This is a genomic window from Pontibacter akesuensis, from assembly GCF_001611675.1.
Classification (GTDB): Bacteria; Bacteroidota; Bacteroidia; order Cytophagales; family Hymenobacteraceae; genus Pontibacter; species Pontibacter akesuensis.
This window is the reverse complement of the sequence record NZ_CP014766.1, coordinates 135,974-158,316: the sequence shown is the minus strand read 5'-3', so window position 1 is coordinate 158,316 and position 22,343 is coordinate 135,974. Positions and strand designations below refer to the sequence as shown.

Here is a 22,343-nt window from a genome sequence, read left to right as displayed (position 1 = left end):
GCCTATGCTTGTCCGCCTGCTGAACCACCTGAAACGCTTCTATACCGACACAGCATTGGTATTGATGTACCACAGGGTGGCATCGCCTGTGGCCGATCCATGGCAGTTGGCTGTGAGTGCCGCTAATTTCGAGCAGCAGTTGCAGGTACTGCAGCAGGTGGGAAATGTGGTGCCTTTAACGGAGCTGGTGGAGCGGATAAAAAGCGGAAAGCCACTTAGGAAGTGTATTTCCCTGACCTTTGATGATGGCTATTCCGATAATTTTCTGGCGGCAAAGCCCTTGCTGGAGAAGTATGGTGTTCCGGCTACTTTTTTTATCACACAACATGCCATTGGGGCTCAGCAGGAGTTTTGGTGGGATGAGTTGGAACGCATTATACTTCAGACGCCCGTTTTGCCGCAGCAACTGACCCTGCAATTCGGCGGCCGTAACTTCTTTTTTGACCTGGAGGCAGAAACCGTGCTGACCCAAGAGATGAGGCGGAAACACAGCACCTGGAATGCGGAAGATGAAGCGCCCACCTTACGCGCGTTGCTGTACATGCAGGTATGGCAACTGCTAAGTCCGCTGCCATACCTGGAGCAGCGGAGGCTGCTGGAGGAGATCAGTGCGTGGGCCGGGACAGGCCAGGCACCGCGACCAGAAAATTTCAGCATGTCGGAGGAGCAGCTACAGTCGCTGGCACGCCATGCCTTGTTTGAACTGGGCGGGCATACCGTGCATCATCCTTTGTTACCGGCACACCAACCTGAGGTGCAGTCGCAGGAAATCTCGCAAAATAAAGTTTACCTGGAGGAGCTTACCGGCCAGCGCGCACACCTGTTTTCCTACCCCTCAGGCAAGTATAACCAAGATACCCTGAACGTGGTGCAGCAGGGCTTTACCGCAGCCTGCACCACAGATCATAAAGGAGTCAGTAAAGCCACAGACCTGTTCCAGATCGGGCGTTTTCAGGTGAACAACTGGGATGGCGCTGCTTTTGAAAAAAGAATAACACAATGGCAGCGCACCCTCTAAAAACCAGAAAGTATGGCTGAATCGCCCAAAATATCCATCATTACCTGTTTTCTAGACGTTGCTCCCTATTTAGAAGAGACTATTCAGAGTGTGCTGCGGCAGGAGTATGAAAACTGGGAGCTCGTGCTGATTGACGATGGCGCTACCGATGGAAGCACAGCCATTGCCCTGAACTACGAGGCGCAGTACCCGGGCAAGATCCTGTATCTGGAGCATGAGGGGCATCAAAACAGAGGAGCCAGCCTGAGCCGTAACCTGGGCATTGCTAAAAGCACCGGCCAACTTATCGCATTTCTGGATGCTGATGATGTATGGCAGCCTCGTACTTTAAGCCAGTTAGTCTCCCTAATGCAGCAGCACGAGGTAAGCCTTGTTTGCGAAGCCACTGTATATTGGTATGAGTGGCACAATACCGGTAAAGCAAACTTTGTTGTACCTGTTGGCACCGCGCAGGATAAAGTATACCAACCACCTCAACTAATGGAGCGCCTTTACCCGCTGGGGAGTGGTGCGGCTCCCTGCATCTGCGGAATGCTGGTAACGCGCGAAGCGGTTGAAAAGTACGGTGGCTTTGACGATAGCTTTGAAGGGATGTACGATGATCAGGCCCTGCTGGTGAAACTGTACCTGCATGAGCGGGTGTACGTTTCCTCGACCTGCACCAACTGGTACAGGCAACGGCCCGGCTCGCTTGTGCACTCCTCGCATACCAGCGGAAAGTATGCGCAGGAGCGGAAGCGCTTTCTGGGGTGGCTTGAGGCCTATTTGAAAGCCGAGCAAATTCATGAGCCGGCAATACGAGGGCTGCTAAGGAAGGCGCTGTTCCCATACCGCCACCCTTTGTTATACTTGCTAAGCCATACTTCCCCAAAGGAGGCTTTGAAAAGCGCGAAGAAGCTGTTGCCACAAAAAATCAGGCGCTTCCTCAAAAACAGATTTTCCACCAAAACAACGGTGCCATGGCCAAAGTAACCGTTTTGATGCCGGTGTACAACGCCGAAAAGTTTCTTGCGGAGGCTATGTACAGCATCTTGGTCCAGACGTTCCCTGATTTTGAGTTTCTGATCATCGATGATGCCTCCACTGACAACAGCGCGCTGATCATTCAATCCTATTCAGACCCGCGTATCCGCTTCTACCAAAACAGAAAGAATCTGGGAGTTACGGCCACGTTGAATGCGGGAATAGAACTGGCCTCCTGCGAATTGATTGCCCGTATGGATGCCGACGATATCAGTTACCCGTACCGGCTGGAGAAGCAATACCAGTACCTGCTAGCACACCCCGACTGTAGCCTTGTTTCCTCCCTGGCCCGGGTAATAACAGAAGAAGGGGAGACGGTGCGTGTCGATAACTTTGCTAGTTCCTACTTTTACTATAACCTCACGTTTATCTGCTGGATTTACCATTCATCGGTGATGTATCGGAAAGCGGCCGTGCTGGATGTCGGGAAGTATCCTACCTCCTACGGTGAAGACTATGAGCTTTGGAGCCAATTGATGAAGAAGTATAAGCTGGCGAACCTGCCAGAGGTGTTACTTGACTATCGTTTATCATCCCAGAGCCTGACCAGTGCTACCAGGAAACAGGAAAATGAGCAGGCTGGTCGGGAGCAAACGCTTCGTAACCTGCGCTACTATGCGGGAGGGCATTACAACTTGCCTGACGATTTTCTGGCTTGTTTCCGACATAACTTCGCGCCACTGCTCAAAAAGCAACGTGTGGATCGAATCCTTGACTGTCTGCGCGAACTTGATTTTATTACGGCTTGTATTCTTCAAAAAGAAAACATCAACCGGAACAAAACCGACATAAAAGCGGCCGCCAAGTATAAAAGGCGATTTATACTTTCCTTCTATGCCCGTAACCTGCCGCGCCACAAAGGTGCAGCGCTGCTGCTCCGCGACAAATCGTTCCTATACTTGCTGCAGATTGCCTGCTCGCACCTGGCCAGGAAGTTTGGCAGAAGCGTACGATTAAAAGGAAGGGAGACAGTAGGGGTTAGAGCAGCGCAGCAAGTATAATCTTCTAATTGCCAAGGTTCTGAGCTGCACCTGGTCATGCAAGTTAACGTGGTAAGTATAAGTATAGGCAATAAGGCCACAGCTACATCAAAATCAAACAATGGCTTTTAATTCATGAAGGATACTCCTGTTACTCCTCCTGTTATTGCGCCCGTTCCCGCTGGAGTGGTTCGTCCGCTGTGGTCGGTGATGATACCTGTGCATAACTGCGCCCACTACCTGACAGAGACGCTGGAGAGTGTGCTGGTGCAGAACATCCCGGCGGAGCAGATGCAGATAGAAGTGGTTGACGATGCCAGTACAGACGCAGACGTTGCCGCGCTGGTGATGCGGGTGGGGCAGGGGAGAGTGCAGTACTTCAGGCAGCCGCAGAACGTGGGAAGCCTGTGCAATTTCGAAACCTGCCTTACCCGCTCCAGGGGGCAACTGGTGCATTTGCTGCATGGCGATGACAGAGTAGAGGAGGGGTATTACAAGGCCATTGCGCAAATATTTGCGCAGTTCCCATCTGCCGGTGCAGCCTTTTGCCGCTACAACTGGATAGATCAGAACAGCAAACCCATTCACCTGGAAGCTGCCGCCAGAACAACCCCCGGCGTGCTGGAAAATGGTCTGATGCAGTTGGCGGAGCGAAACATTATCCAATACGCGGCTATCACCGTGCGCCGCGAGGTGTATGAAAGCCTTGGGAGCTTCAGTGGGGTGAACTATGGGGAGGACTGGGAGATGTGGGTGCGTATAGCACGTGATTACCCAATTGCCTATACACCAGTGGTACTGGCCTCCTACCGAAAACACACGGCCTCCATTTCAGGGCAGAAGTATACTTCCGGGCAGCACCTCCGCGACCTGGAGCAGGTGATGCAAACTATTCAGCAGCACCTGCCAACTGAAGCGAGAGAAAGACTACTTCAGAAATCTAAAAAGTTTTATGCAGGCTATGGCCTACGAATAGCGAACCAGATCTGGCATACCACCCATGACAAGGCTGCCGTTCGGGCACAGGTAAAGCAGACGCTGCAACTGCATAAAAGCTCGGCGAGCTACTATGCAATCGCCCGGTTATACTTAAAAATGTTGCTGGGTATGCGCTAAAATCTGTTTGTCTGCTACTTTGTGCCACCATGGCCTTACTGGTGGTAGAAGTATAGCAGGGGCTCACATTTTGTCCAGCAGCACAAACACGGGGCTTTCAGTTACGTCAAATTTCACTTGCTGGCCTGTGAGTTTCAGGGGCGTTTCAATGCCGTTTTGCTGACCGTTGGCAAGTGCCACTTTTTTAACGGAGGTGTTGTTCTTCGGAATGGTCAGCTCATAATCTTTGATCGTAGCGCCTGTGCTGGTCGGACTCCAAACCACATAGGCGCCCTGGCCTGTTTCATTGTTTCTGAAAGTATACACCATCGCCCCTGCCTTTTCCGCACCTCCCGTAAAATGCATTCCTTTAAGCCGGTTTTTCAACGTATAAACGTAATACCACGAAGGCTTCAATTTCCAGCCGGTTTCCTTGCTCGATGTGAGTCCTGAGGTGCAGTACTGAACATCGGCATCCGGGTTCACGTCGCGTAGCATGTACATGGCGGCCCTGTCTACGCCTGCGGCGGCAATAGCCAGGTAGGAGCGAACAAGCCACTGTCCCTGCACTTCTTCCTGGCTAAACGAGGCGATAGCTGGCGCTCGCTGCGGGGAGCGGGGGTGAGTGTCGTAGCCAAACTCAGTAATCCATACTTCCTTGCCGGGCATGGCCGCATCACGGTAGGCTACCAGCTCCTGCAGCCGTTCCTTTAAGTTATCCTCTTCCGGGCTAATGCCCACACGCCCGTCTTTTTTATCGGCCCTGCTGTAGTGGTGCACGTTAATCACATCAAATGGCACACTTCCGTTTCTGTTGTAATCCGCCCAATGCTTAATCGCTTTGATATAGTCCAGGTTGATGCCGGCCAAACCGCCCATCACCATACGGGCATTGGGGTCAGCGTTTTTCACGCCAACGGTTTTACCTAATTTCCCCTGGTGCCCGTCATAATCGGCGCTGGCCATGGCGGCGTATTCAAAAGGTGTAAAATGATGGGTACGACCCATCCAGTCCATATTCTGCTCATTCCAGTTCTCGTAGTAATGCAGCAAACCCAGGGCTGCTTTTTTGTCTTGATCCGGGGCAAGCTTCAGTGGGGCCTTACGGACATCGCCGCTTCCGTAGCGGGCCACAAACTGGTACATATGGTCGGCGTGGGCGATGTAAGAGGCGGGATCCTCGGAGCTTTTCCCTTCTGGCACCGGCTTATTTCCGTCTGGTGAGATCCACTTCACGGTTCCCATCATGGCGGGCGCCACCAGAATATCCTGATCCTTTAACTGGCGGTAGAAATCGTCGAAGTTCCAGCCACCGCCTGCATAGCTGGGGTTCCATTTTTTCTCGTTGTTCGGGTATGTCTTTGTCTGGCTTTCGTCCCAACGCCAGTTGTGGTATTCGCGCACAAAACCCACAGCGTTTAATTTGTCCAGGGGGTCATCAATAAAAGCATTTACGCCTATGAGTTGGTCCATGGTAACCTGCCGCGGGCGTTTTGTGTTGGCAGGGGTGGTCGCAACTTTAACAGTCTCCAGCGGCTTACCCTTAATCACCAGTTCAACCGGGTTTATACTTTGCTCCACGGTAAACCGGAGGTAACGCGTGTCGGCATAAACAGTATACTTGCGCCAGCTTTTATCGATGGCAGGCGCCTCCTCCGTTAAGGGCTTCCACGAAAACGGTTTTCCGCCCTCTATCTTTACCACGCTGCTTAGGTTCACGGCGTAAAGGTAAATTTCTGAGATGGCGTGTATGGCTTTCAGATCAACGGTAAAGCTTACCGGGTATAGCCACTTACTGTGGTGCCGCGTAAAGAAAGCGTTCTTAGGCTTTGCCTTTGTCTGGCCCGGGTCTCCCACCAACTGCTGCTCATCTATCAGCAATGAAGTTTCACCGGCTATACTTTCATTCACAAACATATCTGGTTGCAATTTGATGATGCCGATTTGGTCAGAGGAGGCAAAGGAGATGGGAATAGCCTGCTTTGCAGCTGCCTCATCATCAAAAAAATCAAGCGAATACAACAGGAAGCCAGCAAACAGGAACAGAGACAGCAACAGCGCGCACAGAAAAGATAAACGTAAACTCATTAGGTTATGCTTTTGGGTTCGTGATAGGCTGCTCTCCATACTAACATGTTTTAGTTAAGCTGTTAGGGCTTCTGCTTGGCCCTGCACTTCAGATTTGCCGGTGGCAGACAAAACCTCTTTGTAGAGGTTTTCTACCTGACGCGCCATTTCCTGCACATTATAAGTAGTGGCTACAGTTGCCTGTGCCGCCACGCTTAGCTTTTGCCTGAGTGCTTCGTCGTGTGCCAGGAGTATGATGGCTTCCGCTAACTTTTTAGGCGACGACGGAGGAATTAGCAAACCGTTTTCACCGGATGAGATAACTTCTTCTGTACCGTCTATAGCTGAGGCCACCACTGCTTTTCGCATGGCCATGGCCTCAAGCAGGCCTATTGGAAGGCCTTCCCAAAGGGAGGGCAGGCAGTAGATGTCTATGGCTTGAAGTATGTCCGGCACGTCCTGCCGGAATGGAACAAACGTGATTCGATCCTTTACCAGTAGCTGTTCTGCTAGCTGCAGCATTTCTGCCTTCAAATCACCATCGCCCACAACCAGGAAGTGCATGTGCAGGTTTTCAGGGATTTGTGCGATTGCCCTGACCAGTGTTAGGGGATCTTTTTGTTTGGTGATGCGGGCAATATAACCGATCAGCAGCGTATTTTGGGGAATTCCGAACTCGGACCGAATGTCTTTATATGCACCGTCTGGGTTAAACTTTTGAATATTTACGCCATTCCTGATAACAGTGGTATGGTTCTTCCCAAACAAGGATAGCCCGTCGCGGTGGTTGCTTTCTGACACACATACGGTGATGTCAGCGTTGTTAACCAACAGCTTTTCGCCCATTGTTCTAAACCTACGTACCAACAGCGGCTGGTCCTGGTGAAACGACCAGCCATGCACCGTGTAGATAACAGGAATACCCAGTTGGCGGGCACTCCAAAATGTGTTGGAGTTGGCTCTTGTGCCGTGCGCATGCAGCACGTCAACCTCCTCTTTCTGCAACAGCTGTCGTACCTCTTTCCATATGCGGATGTCAAAGGGCGTTTCAGTGTGGATCACGTACGTCTTGATGCCCATCGCCTTCAACGCGTCTACCATGGGGCCATCCGTGAAAGAGAGCACTACCGGTTCGTATGTCTCCTTGTCCAGCTCGCGAACCAGGTCCAGCACATGGGTCTCACCGCCTCCGATTTTCCCTTGCCGGATGGTCTCCAGTACTTTTATTTTCTTTTGATTCGACATTAAAAGCTGTTTTTTTTAGAAGGATGAAAAGCTGCGCATTCGCAAAAAATTAAAAAGCATCGCCAGGTTTAGGTATGTTTTTATGCGTAAAGTCAAATAAGTACACATCGTTGTGCAGGCCCTTGAAAGCGTCTTTCAATTCTCCCCGTTTTTCCAGTTCCTTCACAAACAGGCTTCCATCTTTGAGAGCGGTGGAAAACAGGTCGCCGGGGTACTCTACCTCACCAATATTTGCACCCATCATATTATTGAGAAGCACCCAGGCGCGTGGGTGTTTTGCCATCTCATTTAGGTCTGGGCTAAGGTGCTGGAAATAGGCAGCCGTACTTGCCGACTGCTGCCTTACATCTTTGCCCATAATGGTTTTGAAGTTCAGGTCATACACCTCTCTGTAATAGGCATACTCTGGTTGGGCATTCCAGTTTACATACACCACGTCACCGGGCTGCATGTGCTCCTGAATGTATAGTATGGCTTCGCGGTGATGCGCATGTTTCTTCCCCCCAAACAAATTAACGTTGTATAGTTGCTGAAGAGAACTGAAGACAGGCCCCAGCAGGATCAGGCTGGCAAACAGGTAGCGCCAGCGCGCTTTTCCCGGCAATACCGCAGCCACCCATTGGGTGCCCGAGGCCAGGTATAGTATGAAAAGAGGCGCCAGGAAAACCGTTAGCCGCTCATAAAAGGGGTATAACTCCAACCCCGATGCCAGCAAAGCCAGCAAAGCCGGGAAAAGCAGCAGCATAAAAGTGGTTTTGTTCTTCCTGAACACAACCACAAAACCGATAGTAATAAAAATAAGGGGCAGCAGCGACATCTTTAGCAAAATCCGCAGCGCCTGGTTGTCTATTGTATTTGAGTTCCACAACAAGCCAAGGGGATATTCAAGTAACAGGTAACCCGCCTGAATAAACCATTTTACATCCGTCAGCGAACTGGGTGGCAAGGGCATGAAGGCACCACGCAGCTTAAACCACTCTACCAGCCAGGCAGAGTCTGCATGCTTGTAAGTGAACAGTATGAAGTTAATGGAAAAGCTGAATAGCCACAAAGCGAATGGAATAACAGAAAGGAAAAGTGCCTTCCACCTTTTCTGCACCAGGTACGTGAGGCACACACTTACCGCAATGCCTGCCAGTACAAAGATGGCTTCGTAGGAAAACCAAAGTATAAGCGCACCCCAGCCTCCCCAAAGGAGCAGGTCTTTTACATTGAATTTAGCACTGAAGCGAATGTACAAGTATAAACACAGCACCGAAGCCAGCACTGATGTTCCATACTGCTTTACCTCAACAGAGTGATATACCAAAGGAGGAGCCAGCGCCAACATACCTATGGCAATGGCTACGCCGAAAGGCTTTAGAAAGTGCCTGGCTACGGGCAGAAACACAAACAGGGAAGCAATACCGCAGAGGAGGGAGAAAAGCCGCAAGGCCATCTCGCTTTCGCCAAACGCCAGCACCGCCAGCCGCACAGCCCATAGAAACCCGATGGGCGCCTTTTGCTCGTAAGCCAGGGGTGGGGACGCTAACGCGGCGAAATCAAGATTTATGAGGCTGGTAGCCAGGTAAATCTCATCAATCCAAAGCGAGCGGTTGTCAATATAATGGAAGAGCCTCAGGAAAATACCGCATGCAACAAACAGCCAGGCAATCGTGCTCCATGAAACCTGTGTGCGTTCGCCTGTCAGGAGGGCAGCGTTGGAAGGGTGATGGAGCGTAGGCTGCTGAATTGGTGGGCTATCTTTCATCAATGTGTATGCTTTTTTCGCTTCTTTAATTTTTGAAAACGATGTGCTTCTTCGTGAAATAATTGAAGATGGCCACAAGGCCAATGGCGAACACTTTTCCCAATCGCACATCCAGCAGCACCTGGTCAACAAAATACCACACCAGAAACTGATTCATGCCCACGCCGATACCTGTGAACAGCACGAAAATAATAAACTCGACATTGGCCGTATGCTTACCGCTTTCAAACACAGCTTTTCTGGAGATCAGGTAGTTCAACACAACCGCCACCAACAGGGAAATTAAGTTGGCCGCTAAGTAATTGATATTATAAAAATCAACCAGCAGTGTAAAGAGCATAAACTCTACAGCAGCGCAACCTGCGCCTACTGCTATAAAGCGGACTACCTGATTTTTTTGGACCTTTCTTGTGATTGACATATAAAAATTACGTGTGCGATTCACTTCCCCCGCACCTATATAGACAGGCGTTATACTTATAGATTTAAACCATACGCTAAATATTATAATTTGTCTTGTTTTAATAGAAAAATTTAAAATTGTATCCTTGTAAGTATAATTTCTTATAAATAAAATCAAAAATTCAACCTTCATTAATTTGTCTCCGTAGAGGGATACTGAAATTAGATAGTCAAATATTTCAAATAGTAGTTAGTGTTCAGCCCAAAAGTCAGGCTGTTATGCACTGGCTTCTTAATATAGTACACGATATATAGCATTTATGCGGAATGAGGAGACGATAGACTGGTCGCAATTAAAAGCAGTTGTCTTTGACGTGGACGGCACTCTGTACGATCAGAAAAAGCTAAGAAAACGCATGCTTCTGGCTTTGCTGCGCCACTACCTGCCGCGCCCCTGGCAAGCAGGAGATGTGCTGCTGCTCTCTCGTTTCCGTGCAGAGCGCGAACGGCGGGCAGGGCAGGGGGTACCAGGGCTGGAGGAGGCCCAGTATTCCTGGTGTGCTCGCCGCGGAGGCTATACCGCAGCGAGTGTTCGCCGTGTGGTAGAACATTGGATGCACCGCTTCCCGCTGCGTTACCTTGCCAGTTGTATATACCCCGGCACGGCTGACTTCTTCCACGCACTTCGCTCCGCAGGTATACAGGTTGCTGTGTACTCTGACTATCCAGCCACAGATAAACTAAATGCCCTGGGGTTGCAGGCGGATGTGGTGGTGAGTTCCACAGACCCAGCGGTAGATTACCTGAAGCCAGACCCGCGCGGTCTGCGGCTGGTGGCTGAACGATTGGGAGTAGATGTAACCGAGTGCCTGTTTATAGGCGACCGTCAGGAACTGGACGGTGCCTGTGCCGAACGCGCTGGAATGCCTTACCTGATTTTGGGGAAAGGTCCGGAAGCTTATGCGTTCTATCCCTCGCTTTTAAAACAAATGAACATATCTGTAAACGCATAAAGACTTTCGAATGAACCTGGATTCCGTACAATCTACCTCTGTGGCTAGCCCGAAGGCACTGCCTGCCTCCCTGGCCGACTATGTTGCCATTGCACGCCCGGACAACTGGGTCAAGAACGTATTCATGTTTCCTGGCATGCTGTTCGCCTACGTGCTGTACCAGACGCCGTTAGACATGACGCTTTTGGCCCGGATACTGGTGGCCATCGGGAGCACATGCCTGATCGCATCAGCCAATTACGTGATAAATGAGTACCTTGATGCGGAATTCGATCGCTTTCACCCGCTAAAAAACAAGCGTACCTCGGTGGTGCGTGTCGTAAACCCGGTGCTGGTTTATTCGGAGTGGGCCCTGCTGGCACTCGTGGGTCTGTCCTTGGCCTGGACCATCTCAGTGCAGTTCCTGATAATTTCTGCCTTTCTTCTTTTTATGGGCGGTATCTACAACGTGAAGCCCTTCCGTAGCAAGGACCGCGTTTACCTGGATGTGCTGACAGAATCTGTGAACAATCCGATTCGCTTTGCCTTGGGCTGGTTTGCCGTAACGCCTGTTTCTATGTTACCGGATTCGGCCTGGGATGCCGGTTGGCTAATATTCCCGCCTACCAGTATCATCGTGGCCTATTGGATGGGCGGTGCGTTTCTTATGGCAACAAAGCGCTTTGCCGAATTCAGACTTATCGGAGACCCGGCGCGAGCCGGTCTGTATCGCCGCTCTTTCCGTTTTTACACTGAAAACAGCCTGTTGATCTCCATGTTCTTCTATGCCTTGACATGTGCGTTTTTCCTGGGCATATTCCTGGTTAAGAACCGCATTGAACTGCTGATCAGCTTTCCGTTTTTCGCGCTGCTGTTTGCCTGGTACCTCAAGATAGGGTTGTTGAAGGACTCACCCGTTCAGGGATCAGAGAAGCTGTACACCCGGAAGTACTTTATGACCTATGTGGTGCTCTTCAGTCTTTTACTGGTGGCGCTGATGCTTATCGATATTCCATGGCTCAACTGGCTGCTCAGGCATTCTGTGGTAGGTTGATTGGGCGCAGGCAATCCGTTTAATTTTATCATCTAAAGTCAAACTCCTGCTCATGGCACTTGGCAATGAACTGGTTTATTCAGGTACAAAAATATGTCGAAGCTATCGTTAGCGTTAAGCAAAATTTTACCCCAGGGGCTACAGCGGGCGCTTCGCAATTTCAGGGACATGAACCTGAGGAGGTACCGCGATTCGGCGCTTCCAAAGGAGATTTACGAGCAGGAGCATCACTACTCCATCTCCTTCTGCTCCACCTGCATGAACCGCCTGTTTCACCTAAAGCACACTATAGAGAAAAATATCCTGGATAACATGAGTTATCCGAAGGTCGAGTTCGTGCTGATTAACTATAACTCTCAGGATGGATTGGATGCGTACGCGGAAAAGCATCTGAAAAAGTATGTGGAGGCAGGTCTGTTAAATTATTACCGGACAGATGAGCCGCAGCGGTTTCATGCCTCCAAGGCAAAGAACCTCTCGCATGCGCTGGCTAAGGGGCAGATCGTGTGCAACGTGGATGGAGATAACTTCACAGGCAAAGACTTCGCCTATTACATCAACTACCTGTTTAACCAGCACGGAACCGGCAACATTTACCAGTTTCATAAACCGCCGTACTGGGGAACGGTGGGAAGGTTGTGTCTCTATAAGGAGAGCTTTATGAAATTGGGGGGATACGATGAAAGTTTCTTGCCAATTGGCCACGAGGATATTGATCTTTTAAACCGGGGGCGTGCCATGGGCCTCGTATTTAAGCAGGAAAAGCTGGAGAACTTCCTGCGCTACCTAAGCAACACCACCTTAGAGAAAGCCATTAATTGTACAGACGATCAGGTAGCTTACTATCAGTTGGAAGGTACAAACAGAAGCCGTTCTGATGAGAACATTCGAAACGGCATCCTGACAGCCAATGCAGATGGAATGGAAAACTATAAAATCTTTAAAAACTTCGGGGCTGAGGTTCTTCATTCCAGGGAGTTAATCCAGAAGCAGGAAAACTCGCTGTTCGCTTAGGCGTGCCTGTGAGTCAAAGCCATGTGAACTGAAACATAAGAGCACTAGCAGCAGAAAACCTAATTAGCAGAGCATTCTTTTCCGGAGCAGGGGCAGAATGCTTTTTAGATATACAGGAGCCGGCTTTTCAGAACTCATACTTAAACATACGACAGAGAGCAACTATGCATGTTTTTCTTAAATCACCCCATCCCGAAGTTAGCGAAGTTGCTGTTGCGCAGGGCGGCGAACACTCTGCCTATAACTGGAAGCCTATCCTATGGGCATTGTTAGCATTTGGTGTGTTCCTAAGGCTGTTCCATTTCTTTGATAACCGGTCGTTGTACATCGATGAGCTTTTCCTGGGAGCCAGTTTGGTGAAAATGAGCTTTGCTGAGCTAGCACAACCAATGCTGGAGTACGAGCAAAAGGCACCGCTGGGGTATTTATGGATGTCGCGGCTGGCGGTGGTGCTCTTTGGAACGGGTGAGATGGCACTCCGGCTCTTCCCGCTGCTCTGCGGCCTTGCTTCCCTGTTTGTATTTCTGCCCGTTGCCAGATATTTTCTGAGGCCCTTGGGAGTAGTGGTGGCCGTAGGAGTGCTGGCGGCAGCTCCGCCAATTGTGTACCATGCGGTAGAGGCCAAGCAATACAGCACAGAGTTTTTCGCCACGGTGCTCATTTTATACTTGTACATCCGCTTCCATGACAAAAAAGACATAAAATCGCTGCTTCTATGGGGACTAAGCGGTGCCGTGATACTGTGGTTTTCCTTCGCCTCTATTTTTGTGCTGGCGGGTATGGCATTTGGCGTGTGCCTCTCCTACATATTTAAGCGGGATTGGCAGCTGCTCTTTAGAGCTATGATACCCTTTTCTATGTGGCTCTTCAGCTTTGCGTTGAACTACTTTCTGTTTATCTACCAGTATGCTGATTCGGAATGGCTAATGTACTGGTTTGAGGTTCGTAACAGCTTTATGCCGCTTCCGCCCACTTCCGTGGCGGATTTGAAATGGTTTTTCCTGAAAGCATTCTCTATTCTGCACCATCCACTTGGCTTGTCATGGTATGACCTGCCGCCCTACCATAATCCTATCGTGCGCATCCTAAGCAGGGTTTCAGTGTTTCCGCTCATCATACTGGGGGTAGGGCTGGTGTCCTACTTTAAAAAGGACCGAAGGCTTTTCATGATCCTGCTGTTTCCGCTGCTGCTTACCATGTTGGCTTCCGGCCTAAGAATGTATCCCTTTATGGACCGCCTTCTCATTTTTCTTGCGCCCTTACTCATTATTTTTGTGGCGCAGGGGAGCGATCGTGCCACCCGCTTTTTCCCAGCTTCGGCCAAATGGCGCTACCTGCTCCCTGCCTTGCTGCTGCTGGGTCCACTGGCTAACTCCACCAATCTGCTTATCAACACCCATCTCTTTGGCGAGTATAAAAAATCCTTTCAGCGGGAGACGCTTTCGTTTATAAACGAGCGGTACCAGGAAGGGGATGTGGTATACATCTACTGGAACAACCTGGTGGGGTACCGATTTTACAAGGACACGGAGGGGCTGAAGTATGATGCCATAGAAGGCAACGATTACAGGACGAAGGCAAAAAACCTGCAGGAGTATTACAGGCTGCTTGATGCGGATATTGCCGCGCTTAAAGGAAACAAACGTGTGTGGCTCGTTTACAGCAACGGCAGGGGCTTTAATATCGGCGATTTTGATGAGCAGCCAACCTGGTATTACACAGAAGACAACACCAGGAAAATCTTGTATGACAAGTTTGATGCAATGGGAAACGAGGTTGATTCCTTTCTGCGGCCTGATGTAAATGTGCACCTGTTTAAAATGGAAAAAAAGCTGAAATAAAGGTGTATAACGCAATACTATTGACGCTGTAATGTAGCGTGTTAATTTGCGAGTATCTGGAGGGAAAGTGGTGGATACAATAGAGAAGCCAAAATAAAGAAGAGAAATGCGGCTGTGGTAAACTATAATGGAGCAACTTCTAGCCTAGAGGTTGATGGGCACATATCTTTAGCTGAAATCTGCTATTTTTAAGCAACATTATCTGGGAAGCTGCGGGAACAGAAAGAACCACGTAAAGCAAAACCATACTTTATGTCGCCCTATTTTTGTTAAAACACCAATCCAACAATGTTGCATCTCTAATATATAACCATCCGAATTTAATTTCGTATCATTCTGTAATAAACCAATAAAAATTTTAATGTTACGAAGTAATCTGTTTCTGAAGATTTTGTAACTGTAAACCTGATTTAGTACCCGCACCCATTGAGTTAGCCTGTAAGGCTTCACCTAAAATCACCTTTAGTTGAGAAACGAAAACAAATACGCGCTGGTAGTTGTGGGGTCCAGCTTTGCTGCCACCTTTTTCCTGCTAAACTATCTGAAGAAAGCGCCGGCAAATGCGAAGGTGCTGGTGCTGGAGAGAGGCTACCACTTTCCGCACATGGAGCGCGTGAAGGAAAGAAGAGGGGAGGCCACAGCCTTTGCCAACCCCAATCCTGACTACCACCAGACCCAGGATACGATCGTGAACATGACGCCGGAAAAGCGCTGGCTTTACACGCTTGGCTTTGGGGGTAGTTCCAACTGCTGGTTTGGCTGCACTCCCCGGTTTATGCCCAACGACTTCCGAATGAAAACCATGTATGGCGTGGGGGAAGACTGGCCGGTGCAGTATGATGAACTGGAGCCTTATTACGCGGAAGTAGAGGAGCATATGGCTATTTCGGGTCCTGCAGAAACCCCCTTCCCTAAAACAAAACCATACCCGCAGCCACCGCACCTGTTTACCGATGTCGACAGGCTGATGAAGAAGCAATACGGTAGCCTGTACATTAACCAGCCTACAGCTCGGTCACGCGTGGCAGGCAACGGGCGTAACATGTGCTGTGCCAGTTCAGTGTGCAGCATTTGCCCTGTAAACGCCAAGTATACCATCGAGAATGGAAGTATGGCCGTGTTCGAAGACCCGCGCGTGGAAATGCTTTACGGCGCACAGGTATACAGCCTGGAGCTGGACGCAGATTCGGTGCGCTACGTGAATTTTGTAAAGGACGGGAAAGAAACAAAGGTAGCGGGGGAGGTGGTGGCCCTGGGGGCAAACAGCATCTTTAACGCACACATACTTCTGAATGCCGGAGACGGCAACCCTATGACCGGTAGCGGCTTGGGAGAGCAGATCGGCCTGGATGCCAGGGTATTTCTAAAGGACTTGCAGCACGTGGGCGGCAGCACCTGGGTGAACGCTAACGGCTATATGCTATACGACGGCGCGCACCGGAAGGAGTACGCAGCCTGCCTGATGGAGTCGAGCAACCACCCATACATGCGCGTGGAGAAAGGCAAATGGCGCGACATAGTTACATTTCGGATGATATTCGAGGACCTACCCTCGAAAGAGAGTTATGTTACCCTGTCGGATGATAGAATGAAGCCGAAGGTGCATTACAACGGGCCAACTGAGTATGCCCTGAAGGGAATAGAGACCATGAAGCAGAAGCTGCCGGAACTCCTGGCCTGCCTGCCTGTGGAGAAAATCACCTACGAAGCCCCGCACAATACCGAGGCGCACATACTCGGCACCACCAGGATGAGTACAAACGCTGCCGGGGGCGTGGTAGACCGGCACCTGATCCATCACCAGTACCGCAACTTGTTTGTATTGGGGAGTGGCGTTTTTACCACGTTTACGCCCTCCAACCCAACGCTTACCCTATCAGCGCTGTCGTTGTTTGCGGCAGACAAAAGCTTTTAAACAGAGAGACTATGAACAGACGATTTTTCTTGCTCTTAGCTGGTGCAGGTACTGCTTTGGTGGCAATACCTGGTATGGGTTTGATGGCTGTTTCTTATGCTGAGGCAGCAAAAAGAACCATACAAAGAGAACTGTCTTACTTAAAACTCGATGAACCCGGAATAGAACGTTTTGTAGCGGATTACAGCAAAAACAAATCCTCTAATTATCAGCTAAAAGTAAGAAGTTTATACTTGATGCATGCCAGTTCGGAGCAGTCGGGTGTGGTGAATGAAATGGTGCAGGATTATTTGCTGGCAACCGATTTCTTCAGAAATAAAATGGATGAGCAGAGGACGGTGCAGTATGTAGGGCTATACGATCCCTACAAAACGCCCTGCGCCAATCCTTTCTCTTTCCTATACTTTCCGCCGCATTTAAGTTAATCAGGATTCAAGTTGAAAAATGAGGAAAATGATGCATCAGGTTCAGGAAGCACTACTCACGGTCAAAAGTTCCATTCAACGAATCAATACGTCGCAACAAGAGCTGCACTTTAAGGTGTTCAGTTGCCTATGGGCTTTTGCTTCGTTATTTCACATGGCGCAGTCAAGTTCCTTCGACACGATGCTGCACTATTCGCTCCTGACGCTTGCGGCTATACATGTGTTGTTTCGGCCGGCTTCCGTGGCTGGCTTTGTGGTACTGCTCTTACTTCAGTTGCATGATGTTTTCTACAAGCTCCCAGTTATCAGCAACCACTGGATTTTTACGGCTTTCGTAAACCTTACCATTCTGCAGGCACTGGTGTACCTTATCCTAAAAAACAAAACGTTTAAGATTAACGCGGGCGAGTGGCTGGAAACATTTGCGCCCGTGGTGCGGATAGAGGTGCTGATTCTTTACTTCTATGTGGTTTTTCACAAACTCAACAGCGGCTTTTTTTCTACGGACCTGAGTTGCGCATCTTACTTCATGTATGCCCAGGTAGGAGACTCTACAGTGGTAATACCGCCCGTCTTGCTTTCTTTGGGTGCCTACGGTACCATATTTTTTGAAGCGCTGATTCCCTTGCTGCTATGCTTTAGAGTTACGCGTAACTGGGGGGTGTTGGTAGGGTTGCTCTTTCACGGAATGCTGGGATTCAACCCACTTAATGGCTTCTACGATTTTTCTTCCATGATTTTCGCAGTTTACTTCCTTTTTGCCGGGCCGCAGGTAGTTCGCAACATTCCAAAGATGTGGGCCAGGGTCAAAGCCAAAAAATACTTAAGCAAAATTAATTTCAATGTATTCAGTTACAAAAGGCTTTTTGCTGTAGTTTTTGTAGCGGTTGGCGCGTTGCTCGTTCTGAACTTGCTCACAAAGCTAATGCTGAACTTTGAGCTGTACTTTTTCTGGATGGGCTACAGTCTTGTGGTGGTGGTTCTGTTTATCAGATCCATGCTGGAAGGAAAACCGAAAAAGCTCTACCAGAGTTTTTGTACCTTCACCGTACGGCACTGGGCGTTTTTTCTGCTTCCAGCGCTCGTGTTCCTAAACGGCCTGTCGCCGTACCTGGGCCTGAAAACGGAAAGCTCTTTTGCCATGTTCTCCAATCTCCGGACGGAGGGTGGGGTAAGCAATCATTTGCTAGTTCCAGCCAGTTTGCAGTTGTTCAACTACCAGGATGATATGATCGAAATTGTGGCCTCCTCGGATAAGTTTCTGCAGCGTTTGGCTGAGGGAGACTTAATCATGAACGCTTATAAGTTTAACGACTATGTTGCCCGGGAACGGCCAGCCTTTGTAACCTACCTCCAGCAGGGGGAGCAGAAAACCTTTACGCTGGCGGAGGCTGGGCCAGATGCGGCATTGTTACAGGGTAATCCTTACTGGTTCCGGAAGTTGATGAACTTCCGGGAAATCAGCAAATCTCCACAGGAGCCATGTGGTCACTAACATAAAGCCTCTGCTTGATGTGAAGATTAAATTTGTGATAAGGAGTTGGCCATTCATTTAAGCCGGTTCCATGAAGGTCTTGCCCAAGCGAAAGGGTATTCATATTGCTAAAATAGGTTTAGTGCCTTGCGGAGAAACTTTCTGATATTGCCCCTGGTTTTTCCCACCGCGTCCGGGTAAATCATTTTTCGGGAGTCAACACAGTAAACCGATTTGCCCGCTAAATTGGCAATTTGCCGTGCCTGCCACTCTGAGCTCTCAATAAACAGCCAGTAATCGTTTTTGATGTAGACGGATGCCTTAAAGCCCCCATGGTTGTTGGCCTTCAGGCGGGCTGCTTTACTGGGCAGGTTCAGCATGACCAGCTCCTTATACTTAATATTGTGGCGCGCCAGCCATGCTTCAGTTTGTGGCCTGTACTTCTCCAGGCGGTTTGTAACCAGGCACCCGATTGTTTTGCTGGGCACCAAATGCGAGTCCACATTAGTTAGAAACTCCTCGTAAAGGGGCCCATCATCGTTCTGCTCCTCAGTCGGGTCTTTACACAGTACACCATCAATGTCTACGCAGCAGTTTTCGAGCAGCTCGTGGTGCATCATGTTCCATTCAAAAATACGGGGGCCAGGGCAAACATCAAAGTAGAAGTCCACCTTGTCCACGGCCTCCGGCGCGATGAACACAGCAGTATACACAATTTGCTTATCGGGATACAACCCCACCAGTTTCTCTTTTACTTCCTCAATCGACTGTCCCGACCATACGCTGTCTTCAATTACCAGTACCTGCTTGTACGCTTCGAATGGTTTCATATAATTTTTCAGCCGGCTGCCTGACTGCAGGATGCGGCCTTCAACAAAGCCCTCTACATCGGTGAAAGGAAGATTGAGGTGAAGAGCCAGCAAATTAGCAGCCAGCAAGCCGCTGCGTGGTACTCCCACGATAAGATCTGTTCCTGCAGGCACCTTGGCCAGATTGGCGGCCATGCAGTGATTCATATCGTCGATAGATCTGTAGTTCATCTTTATGCTTTTACGCTACTGTTTTTTTAGAATGTTGTTAACTGCTGCTGTACCAGCGGAAGCTAAGAAGCTTGCTTTCTGTTGCTGCGGGTAAAACTGACAGAAACGTTCTAATGAACTTTCTGCTGCTTCAGTTTAATCAATCCATACTTCAGTTTCTGTGGTTAGTACTTGAGCGGGAGACGCCTTTTTATATCCTGCTTATACTTGTTTTTTGTATAAAAGATTAGAAATAAATTATATTAACCTGGCAAAAGCTGTAACAGCTTTTACTTGTCGCAAACAGCTTGCTTTTAAACCTTTGTGCTTTGCCCGTAACCCTTATAACTGGCAAAGCTATGGGTCCTTTTCCTATTTATTTATTCTAGGTGCTAAGCCTGTGCCTGCATGGTGTTAAAACAGCTCCTGAAGGTACTCCAGCACCTGCTGCTCTGTTTTAGCGTGCACGATGCGTGCGCCAGAAAGCAGAGGAAATATTGTCTCGTACTCGTTAAACTGGTGTTCAATCCCCTTTTTTGACAGCAGAATGTTAATGCCCCCAAAGTAGCTGGCCAACGTGGCTGTACCGCCGTGCACCGATACAAAGTGACTGCAGTTGGCATACACCATTAGCTGCAAATGATTAAAGTTGTTTACTTTATCGCGGTGCTGCAGGTACAAATCATTCATAAGTATAACCTCTGGGTGCTTGTCGCGCATCCAGGCATACTCGTGCAAATCAAGAATTTCACTGTTGTCTGATACAATCTGGCTGGAGAGCGGTCGGTTGTATACAATCTGGTACCTGTGCTTATACTTCTCCAGTATGGTGTTAAGGGTCGGAATATCGAAGAAGTTGACAGGCTGCTCGTTCCATTCAATGTTATACTTGTTAGCGATAACCAGCAGTGGCTTGCCGAACACAAACACATCGTTCTGGTAATGCTGCTTGAGCGGTACCCGCTTCCATTTGGAGTAGCTGTAGCTCGCGCTGTGCGTCATGTTCGGCACCTCAAAATTATCATAGTTCGAGGTCCAATCCCGTACCTCATACCTTTCCTCGTGGTTGCTGCTGAAGAAATAGAGTTCTTTCGTGTCTTTGCAGGAGATGGTCTTGAAGAGGGTGCCGTTCAAGTGGTGCCAATAAGCAAAGGGAAGTATAAAGGCTAGTTCCTGCTGAAACTCCCCATGGTAGTGGATTGTCTTATACTTCTTCTTGATGAAGAAATCCTTCACCACATACTTTGCCTGGAACAGGCGGCAATATAAGTTGTCTCTTAGGTAATACCGGATGCTCCTATCAATGGAAGGGTACCGAAGGGTGGTAAAAAAGTAAAGGAAGCTTAGGAGTAGCCGTTGCATAGCGGGTAGGATGTTCCGAAAAAGGTGTTGGAGCGGTAGTTTTTCTGTTTTAAGCTCTATTCCTATATAGTTACGAAACAATATTTACATTGTTAGTACTAATGTAATAAAAAATAATAAATATTTATGTAAAAGCAGTTATACCTTAAACCTGTTCATCAGCGTGGAGGCAATATCAAAAATCTGGTTCGCCTTGGCCCTGCTTTGTTTGGAAATGCACCACGCCAGGAGGTAACAGGCTGCACCAACGGCAAATCCTGCCGCACAAAGGGCTATATCAGGCAGTTGGCCAAAGTTGAGCTTAAAGAGGAACATGGCTGCGCCGCTCGCTAAGGAAAAAAGTGCCGGAAGGGAAATCTCCTTCAGAAACATGGCGGTGGTAACAGGTACCTGGCGGAAGCAAAAGAGGAGAGCCGGAAAGAGCAGGAGATACGTAACGACGGCATACGCAATAGCTACTCCCTGCACACCCCACTGCACCCCGATAAAAAACGCAGTCACTACGACTACCGCATTGATAACGCCCCACCAGAAATAGCGCTTTACCATGCCGCTTGTTATCAGCACCAACCCAATAGTGCTAAGCGAGGGCTGTATGAAGGCTGCAAAAGCGAGGAGTCGGAAAATGGGCCCGGCGGCAACCCATTGGTTTCCAAGCACCGTCAGGATAAGCTCTTCGGCATAAACAGCCATGAACACCACCAGCGGCATTGAGAAAAAGGAAAGCGTGAAAAGGAACCGCCTGTAAAACGCTTGGTATTTATACTTGTCGTTCTGCAAAGAACTTAAAGCCGGCAGTGCCACGCTATTGAGCGGGTCGCGCAGCTGTGTGATCGGAAGAAGCAGTAATTGGTATGCCTTGGTATAGACACCAAGCGCCCCCGACCCGACGTACCGGCCTATCAGCACATAATCCATGTTTCGGGAGAAGTAGTTGACCATGTCGAAGCCGGTGATGCCAGCACCAAACCTTAACAGGGCGCCCACCTCCAGGGCCTTCACCGAAAAGCTCGGGCGCCAGTCGCAGGTTAGCCAGAGCACCGCAACCGAAATGACAGGGTTAAGCACCATATAAGCCACGATTGCCCAATAGCCAAACCCCAGCCAAGCCAGCAGGATACCGAGCAGCACACTCACGGCGGTGCACCCTATCTGTATCATGGAGAGCGCCTGAAACTTCATCTGCCTTTTCATGAGCGCGTTGTGCTGCAGCGATAAGCCTGTAACAAAAATACTGGCCGCAAACACCAGCGTAATGTCCAGCAGGCGCGGTTCCTTGTAAAAGTCAACCAGAAAAGGGGCCAGCGCGGCAATAATCAATCCTATCCCCAGGCTGATGCCGGCATTTATCCAGAACACAGCGCTAACCTGTTTCTGATCGATGTGCTCCCGTTGAATGACAGCCGCTGATAAGCCCATATCCTTGAAAATAACCACAAAGCCGGTGATGGCCGTAACCATGGCCACCAGTCCGTAATCTTCCGGCGACAGGAGGCGCGCCATAAATACGGTAGAGGAGATGTTCAGCAGAAACGAAACCAACTGGCCACCAATGGTACTGAACCCACCTTTAACCGAGTGTGATTTGAGGTTTCCGTTGAGGTGCTTGGTACTGAACCACTTTTCTTGTTTGGCGCTATCTTCTATAATTTCTGCTTGCATGCAAG

Annotated in this window: 18 protein-coding genes; 11 read left to right on the top strand and 7 right to left on the bottom strand. The window is 49.3% G+C overall.

Annotated features, from left to right (window positions below; translation table 11 throughout):
- Window positions 1-4 precede the first annotated feature (4 nt).
- From A0W33_RS00660 to A0W33_RS00645, 4 genes are all read left to right on the top strand, one after another.
- A complete protein-coding gene (locus A0W33_RS00660) occupies window positions 5-1,018 on the top strand; it encodes a polysaccharide deacetylase family protein (protein WP_082815088.1) in 1,014 nt (337 codons plus the stop codon).
- Window positions 1,019-1,030: 12 nt separating this feature from the next.
- On the top strand, window positions 1,031-1,990 hold the full coding sequence (locus A0W33_RS00655) for a glycosyltransferase family 2 protein (RefSeq protein ID WP_068836373.1): 960 nt from the start codon (window positions 1,031-1,033) through the stop codon (window positions 1,988-1,990).
- The gene (locus A0W33_RS00650) at window positions 1,978-3,042 is read left to right on the top strand and encodes a glycosyltransferase family 2 protein (protein ID WP_068836372.1); all 1,065 of its coding nucleotides are present in this window, start codon (window positions 1,978-1,980) and stop codon (window positions 3,040-3,042) included. The genes A0W33_RS00655 and A0W33_RS00650 overlap by 13 nt, the downstream gene beginning before the upstream one ends.
- A 114-nt stretch (window positions 3,043-3,156) precedes the next feature.
- Window positions 3,157-4,137, top strand: coding sequence for a glycosyltransferase family 2 protein (locus A0W33_RS00645; protein WP_068836371.1), 981 nt, complete (start codon window positions 3,157-3,159; stop codon window positions 4,135-4,137).
- Between the two features lie 63 nt (window positions 4,138-4,200).
- Here A0W33_RS00645 and A0W33_RS00640 read toward each other — a convergent pair whose 3' ends face one another.
- From A0W33_RS00640 to A0W33_RS00625, 4 genes are read right to left on the bottom strand one after another with little or no spacing between them, the layout of a single operon-like run.
- Window positions 4,201-6,204, bottom strand: a complete 2,004-nt coding sequence (locus tag A0W33_RS00640) for a glycoside hydrolase family protein (protein ID WP_139237102.1) — start codon at window positions 6,202-6,204, stop codon at window positions 4,201-4,203.
- A gap of 54 nt (window positions 6,205-6,258) precedes the next feature.
- Entirely contained in the window at window positions 6,259-7,428 is a 1,170-nt protein-coding gene (locus A0W33_RS00635) for a glycosyltransferase family 4 protein (protein WP_068836369.1), read from the bottom strand.
- Window positions 7,429-7,477: 49 nt separating this feature from the next.
- A complete protein-coding gene (locus A0W33_RS00630; RefSeq protein ID WP_068836368.1) occupies window positions 7,478-9,178 on the bottom strand; it encodes an ArnT family glycosyltransferase in 1,701 nt (566 codons plus the stop codon).
- Between the two features lie 25 nt (window positions 9,179-9,203).
- Entirely contained in the window at window positions 9,204-9,599 is a 396-nt protein-coding gene (locus A0W33_RS00625) for a GtrA family protein (protein WP_068836367.1), read from the bottom strand.
- Window positions 9,600-9,900: 301 nt separating this feature from the next.
- Here A0W33_RS00625 and A0W33_RS00620 point away from each other — a divergent pair, with 301 nt between their 5' ends.
- From A0W33_RS00620 to A0W33_RS00590, 7 genes are all read left to right on the top strand, one after another.
- Window positions 9,901-10,593 (top strand): HAD family hydrolase, encoded by a 693-nt coding sequence (locus tag A0W33_RS00620; protein ID WP_068836366.1) that lies wholly within the window; start codon window positions 9,901-9,903, stop codon window positions 10,591-10,593.
- A gap of 10 nt (window positions 10,594-10,603) precedes the next feature.
- On the top strand, window positions 10,604-11,626 hold the full coding sequence (locus tag A0W33_RS00615) for a UbiA family prenyltransferase (protein WP_082815085.1): 1,023 nt from the start codon (window positions 10,604-10,606) through the stop codon (window positions 11,624-11,626).
- Between the two features lie 93 nt (window positions 11,627-11,719).
- The gene (locus A0W33_RS00610) at window positions 11,720-12,640 is read left to right on the top strand and encodes a glycosyltransferase (RefSeq protein WP_139237101.1); all 921 of its coding nucleotides are present in this window, start codon (window positions 11,720-11,722) and stop codon (window positions 12,638-12,640) included.
- 164 nt (window positions 12,641-12,804) lie between these two features.
- Complete coding sequence (locus A0W33_RS00605) at window positions 12,805-14,481, top strand: glycosyltransferase family 39 protein (protein ID WP_068836364.1); 1,677 nt, start codon at window positions 12,805-12,807, stop codon at window positions 14,479-14,481.
- 466 nt (window positions 14,482-14,947) lie between these two features.
- Complete coding sequence (locus A0W33_RS00600; RefSeq protein ID WP_068836363.1) at window positions 14,948-16,396, top strand: GMC oxidoreductase; 1,449 nt, start codon at window positions 14,948-14,950, stop codon at window positions 16,394-16,396.
- Between the two features lie 11 nt (window positions 16,397-16,407).
- Window positions 16,408-16,821, top strand: coding sequence for a hypothetical protein (locus tag A0W33_RS00595; protein ID WP_139237100.1), 414 nt, complete (start codon window positions 16,408-16,410; stop codon window positions 16,819-16,821).
- A 154-nt stretch (window positions 16,822-16,975) separates the two neighbouring features.
- The gene (locus A0W33_RS00590) at window positions 16,976-18,316 is read left to right on the top strand and encodes a hypothetical protein (RefSeq protein WP_068836361.1); all 1,341 of its coding nucleotides are present in this window, start codon (window positions 16,976-16,978) and stop codon (window positions 18,314-18,316) included.
- Between the two features lie 107 nt (window positions 18,317-18,423).
- On the opposite strand, the gene A0W33_RS00585 is transcribed toward A0W33_RS00590, so the two are convergent.
- The 3 genes from A0W33_RS00585 to A0W33_RS00575 all read right to left on the bottom strand — a co-directional run bounded on the left by A0W33_RS00585 (window position 18,424) and on the right by A0W33_RS00575 (window position 22,338).
- Window positions 18,424-19,335 (bottom strand): phosphoribosyltransferase family protein, encoded by a 912-nt coding sequence (locus A0W33_RS00585; RefSeq protein ID WP_068836360.1) that lies wholly within the window; start codon window positions 19,333-19,335, stop codon window positions 18,424-18,426.
- Between the two features lie 393 nt (window positions 19,336-19,728).
- A complete protein-coding gene (locus tag A0W33_RS00580; RefSeq protein ID WP_068836359.1) occupies window positions 19,729-20,676 on the bottom strand; it encodes a hypothetical protein in 948 nt (315 codons plus the stop codon).
- 138 nt (window positions 20,677-20,814) lie between these two features.
- Window positions 20,815-22,338: a lipopolysaccharide biosynthesis protein gene (locus A0W33_RS00575; RefSeq protein WP_068836358.1), complete on the bottom strand. Its 1,524-nt coding sequence runs from the start codon at window positions 22,336-22,338 to the stop codon at window positions 20,815-20,817.
- Window positions 22,339-22,343 lie beyond the last annotated feature (5 nt).

Coding starts and splice junctions, on each gene's coding strand:
- A0W33_RS00585 (WP_068836360.1), bottom strand. CDS start 19,335: ATGAACTACAGATCTATCGACGATATGAATCACTGCATGGCCGCCAAT.
- A0W33_RS00620 (WP_068836366.1), top strand. CDS start 9,901: ATGCGGAATGAGGAGACGATAGACTGGTCGCAATTAAAAGCAGTTGTC.
- A0W33_RS00655 (WP_068836373.1), top strand. CDS start 1,031: ATGGCTGAATCGCCCAAAATATCCATCATTACCTGTTTTCTAGACGTT.
- A0W33_RS00610 (WP_139237101.1), top strand. CDS start 11,720: ATGTCGAAGCTATCGTTAGCGTTAAGCAAAATTTTACCCCAGGGGCTA.
- A0W33_RS00575 (WP_068836358.1), bottom strand. CDS start 22,338: ATGCAAGCAGAAATTATAGAAGATAGCGCCAAACAAGAAAAGTGGTTC.
- A0W33_RS00630 (WP_068836368.1), bottom strand. CDS start 9,178: ATGAAAGATAGCCCACCAATTCAGCAGCCTACGCTCCATCACCCTTCC.
- A0W33_RS00645 (WP_068836371.1), top strand. CDS start 3,157: ATGAAGGATACTCCTGTTACTCCTCCTGTTATTGCGCCCGTTCCCGCT.
- A0W33_RS00615 (WP_082815085.1), top strand. CDS start 10,604: ATGAACCTGGATTCCGTACAATCTACCTCTGTGGCTAGCCCGAAGGCA.
- A0W33_RS00580 (WP_068836359.1), bottom strand. CDS start 20,676: ATGCAACGGCTACTCCTAAGCTTCCTTTACTTTTTTACCACCCTTCGG.
- A0W33_RS00660 (WP_082815088.1), top strand. CDS start 5: ATGCTTGTCCGCCTGCTGAACCACCTGAAACGCTTCTATACCGACACA.
- A0W33_RS00605 (WP_068836364.1), top strand. CDS start 12,805: ATGCATGTTTTTCTTAAATCACCCCATCCCGAAGTTAGCGAAGTTGCT.
- A0W33_RS00635 (WP_068836369.1), bottom strand. CDS start 7,428: ATGTCGAATCAAAAGAAAATAAAAGTACTGGAGACCATCCGGCAAGGG.
- A0W33_RS00590 (WP_068836361.1), top strand. CDS start 16,976: ATGGCGCAGTCAAGTTCCTTCGACACGATGCTGCACTATTCGCTCCTG.
- A0W33_RS00595 (WP_139237100.1), top strand. CDS start 16,408: ATGAACAGACGATTTTTCTTGCTCTTAGCTGGTGCAGGTACTGCTTTG.
- A0W33_RS00640 (WP_139237102.1), bottom strand. CDS start 6,204: ATGAGTTTACGTTTATCTTTTCTGTGCGCGCTGTTGCTGTCTCTGTTC.
- A0W33_RS00625 (WP_068836367.1), bottom strand. CDS start 9,599: ATGTCAATCACAAGAAAGGTCCAAAAAAATCAGGTAGTCCGCTTTATA.
- A0W33_RS00650 (WP_068836372.1), top strand. CDS start 1,978: ATGGCCAAAGTAACCGTTTTGATGCCGGTGTACAACGCCGAAAAGTTT.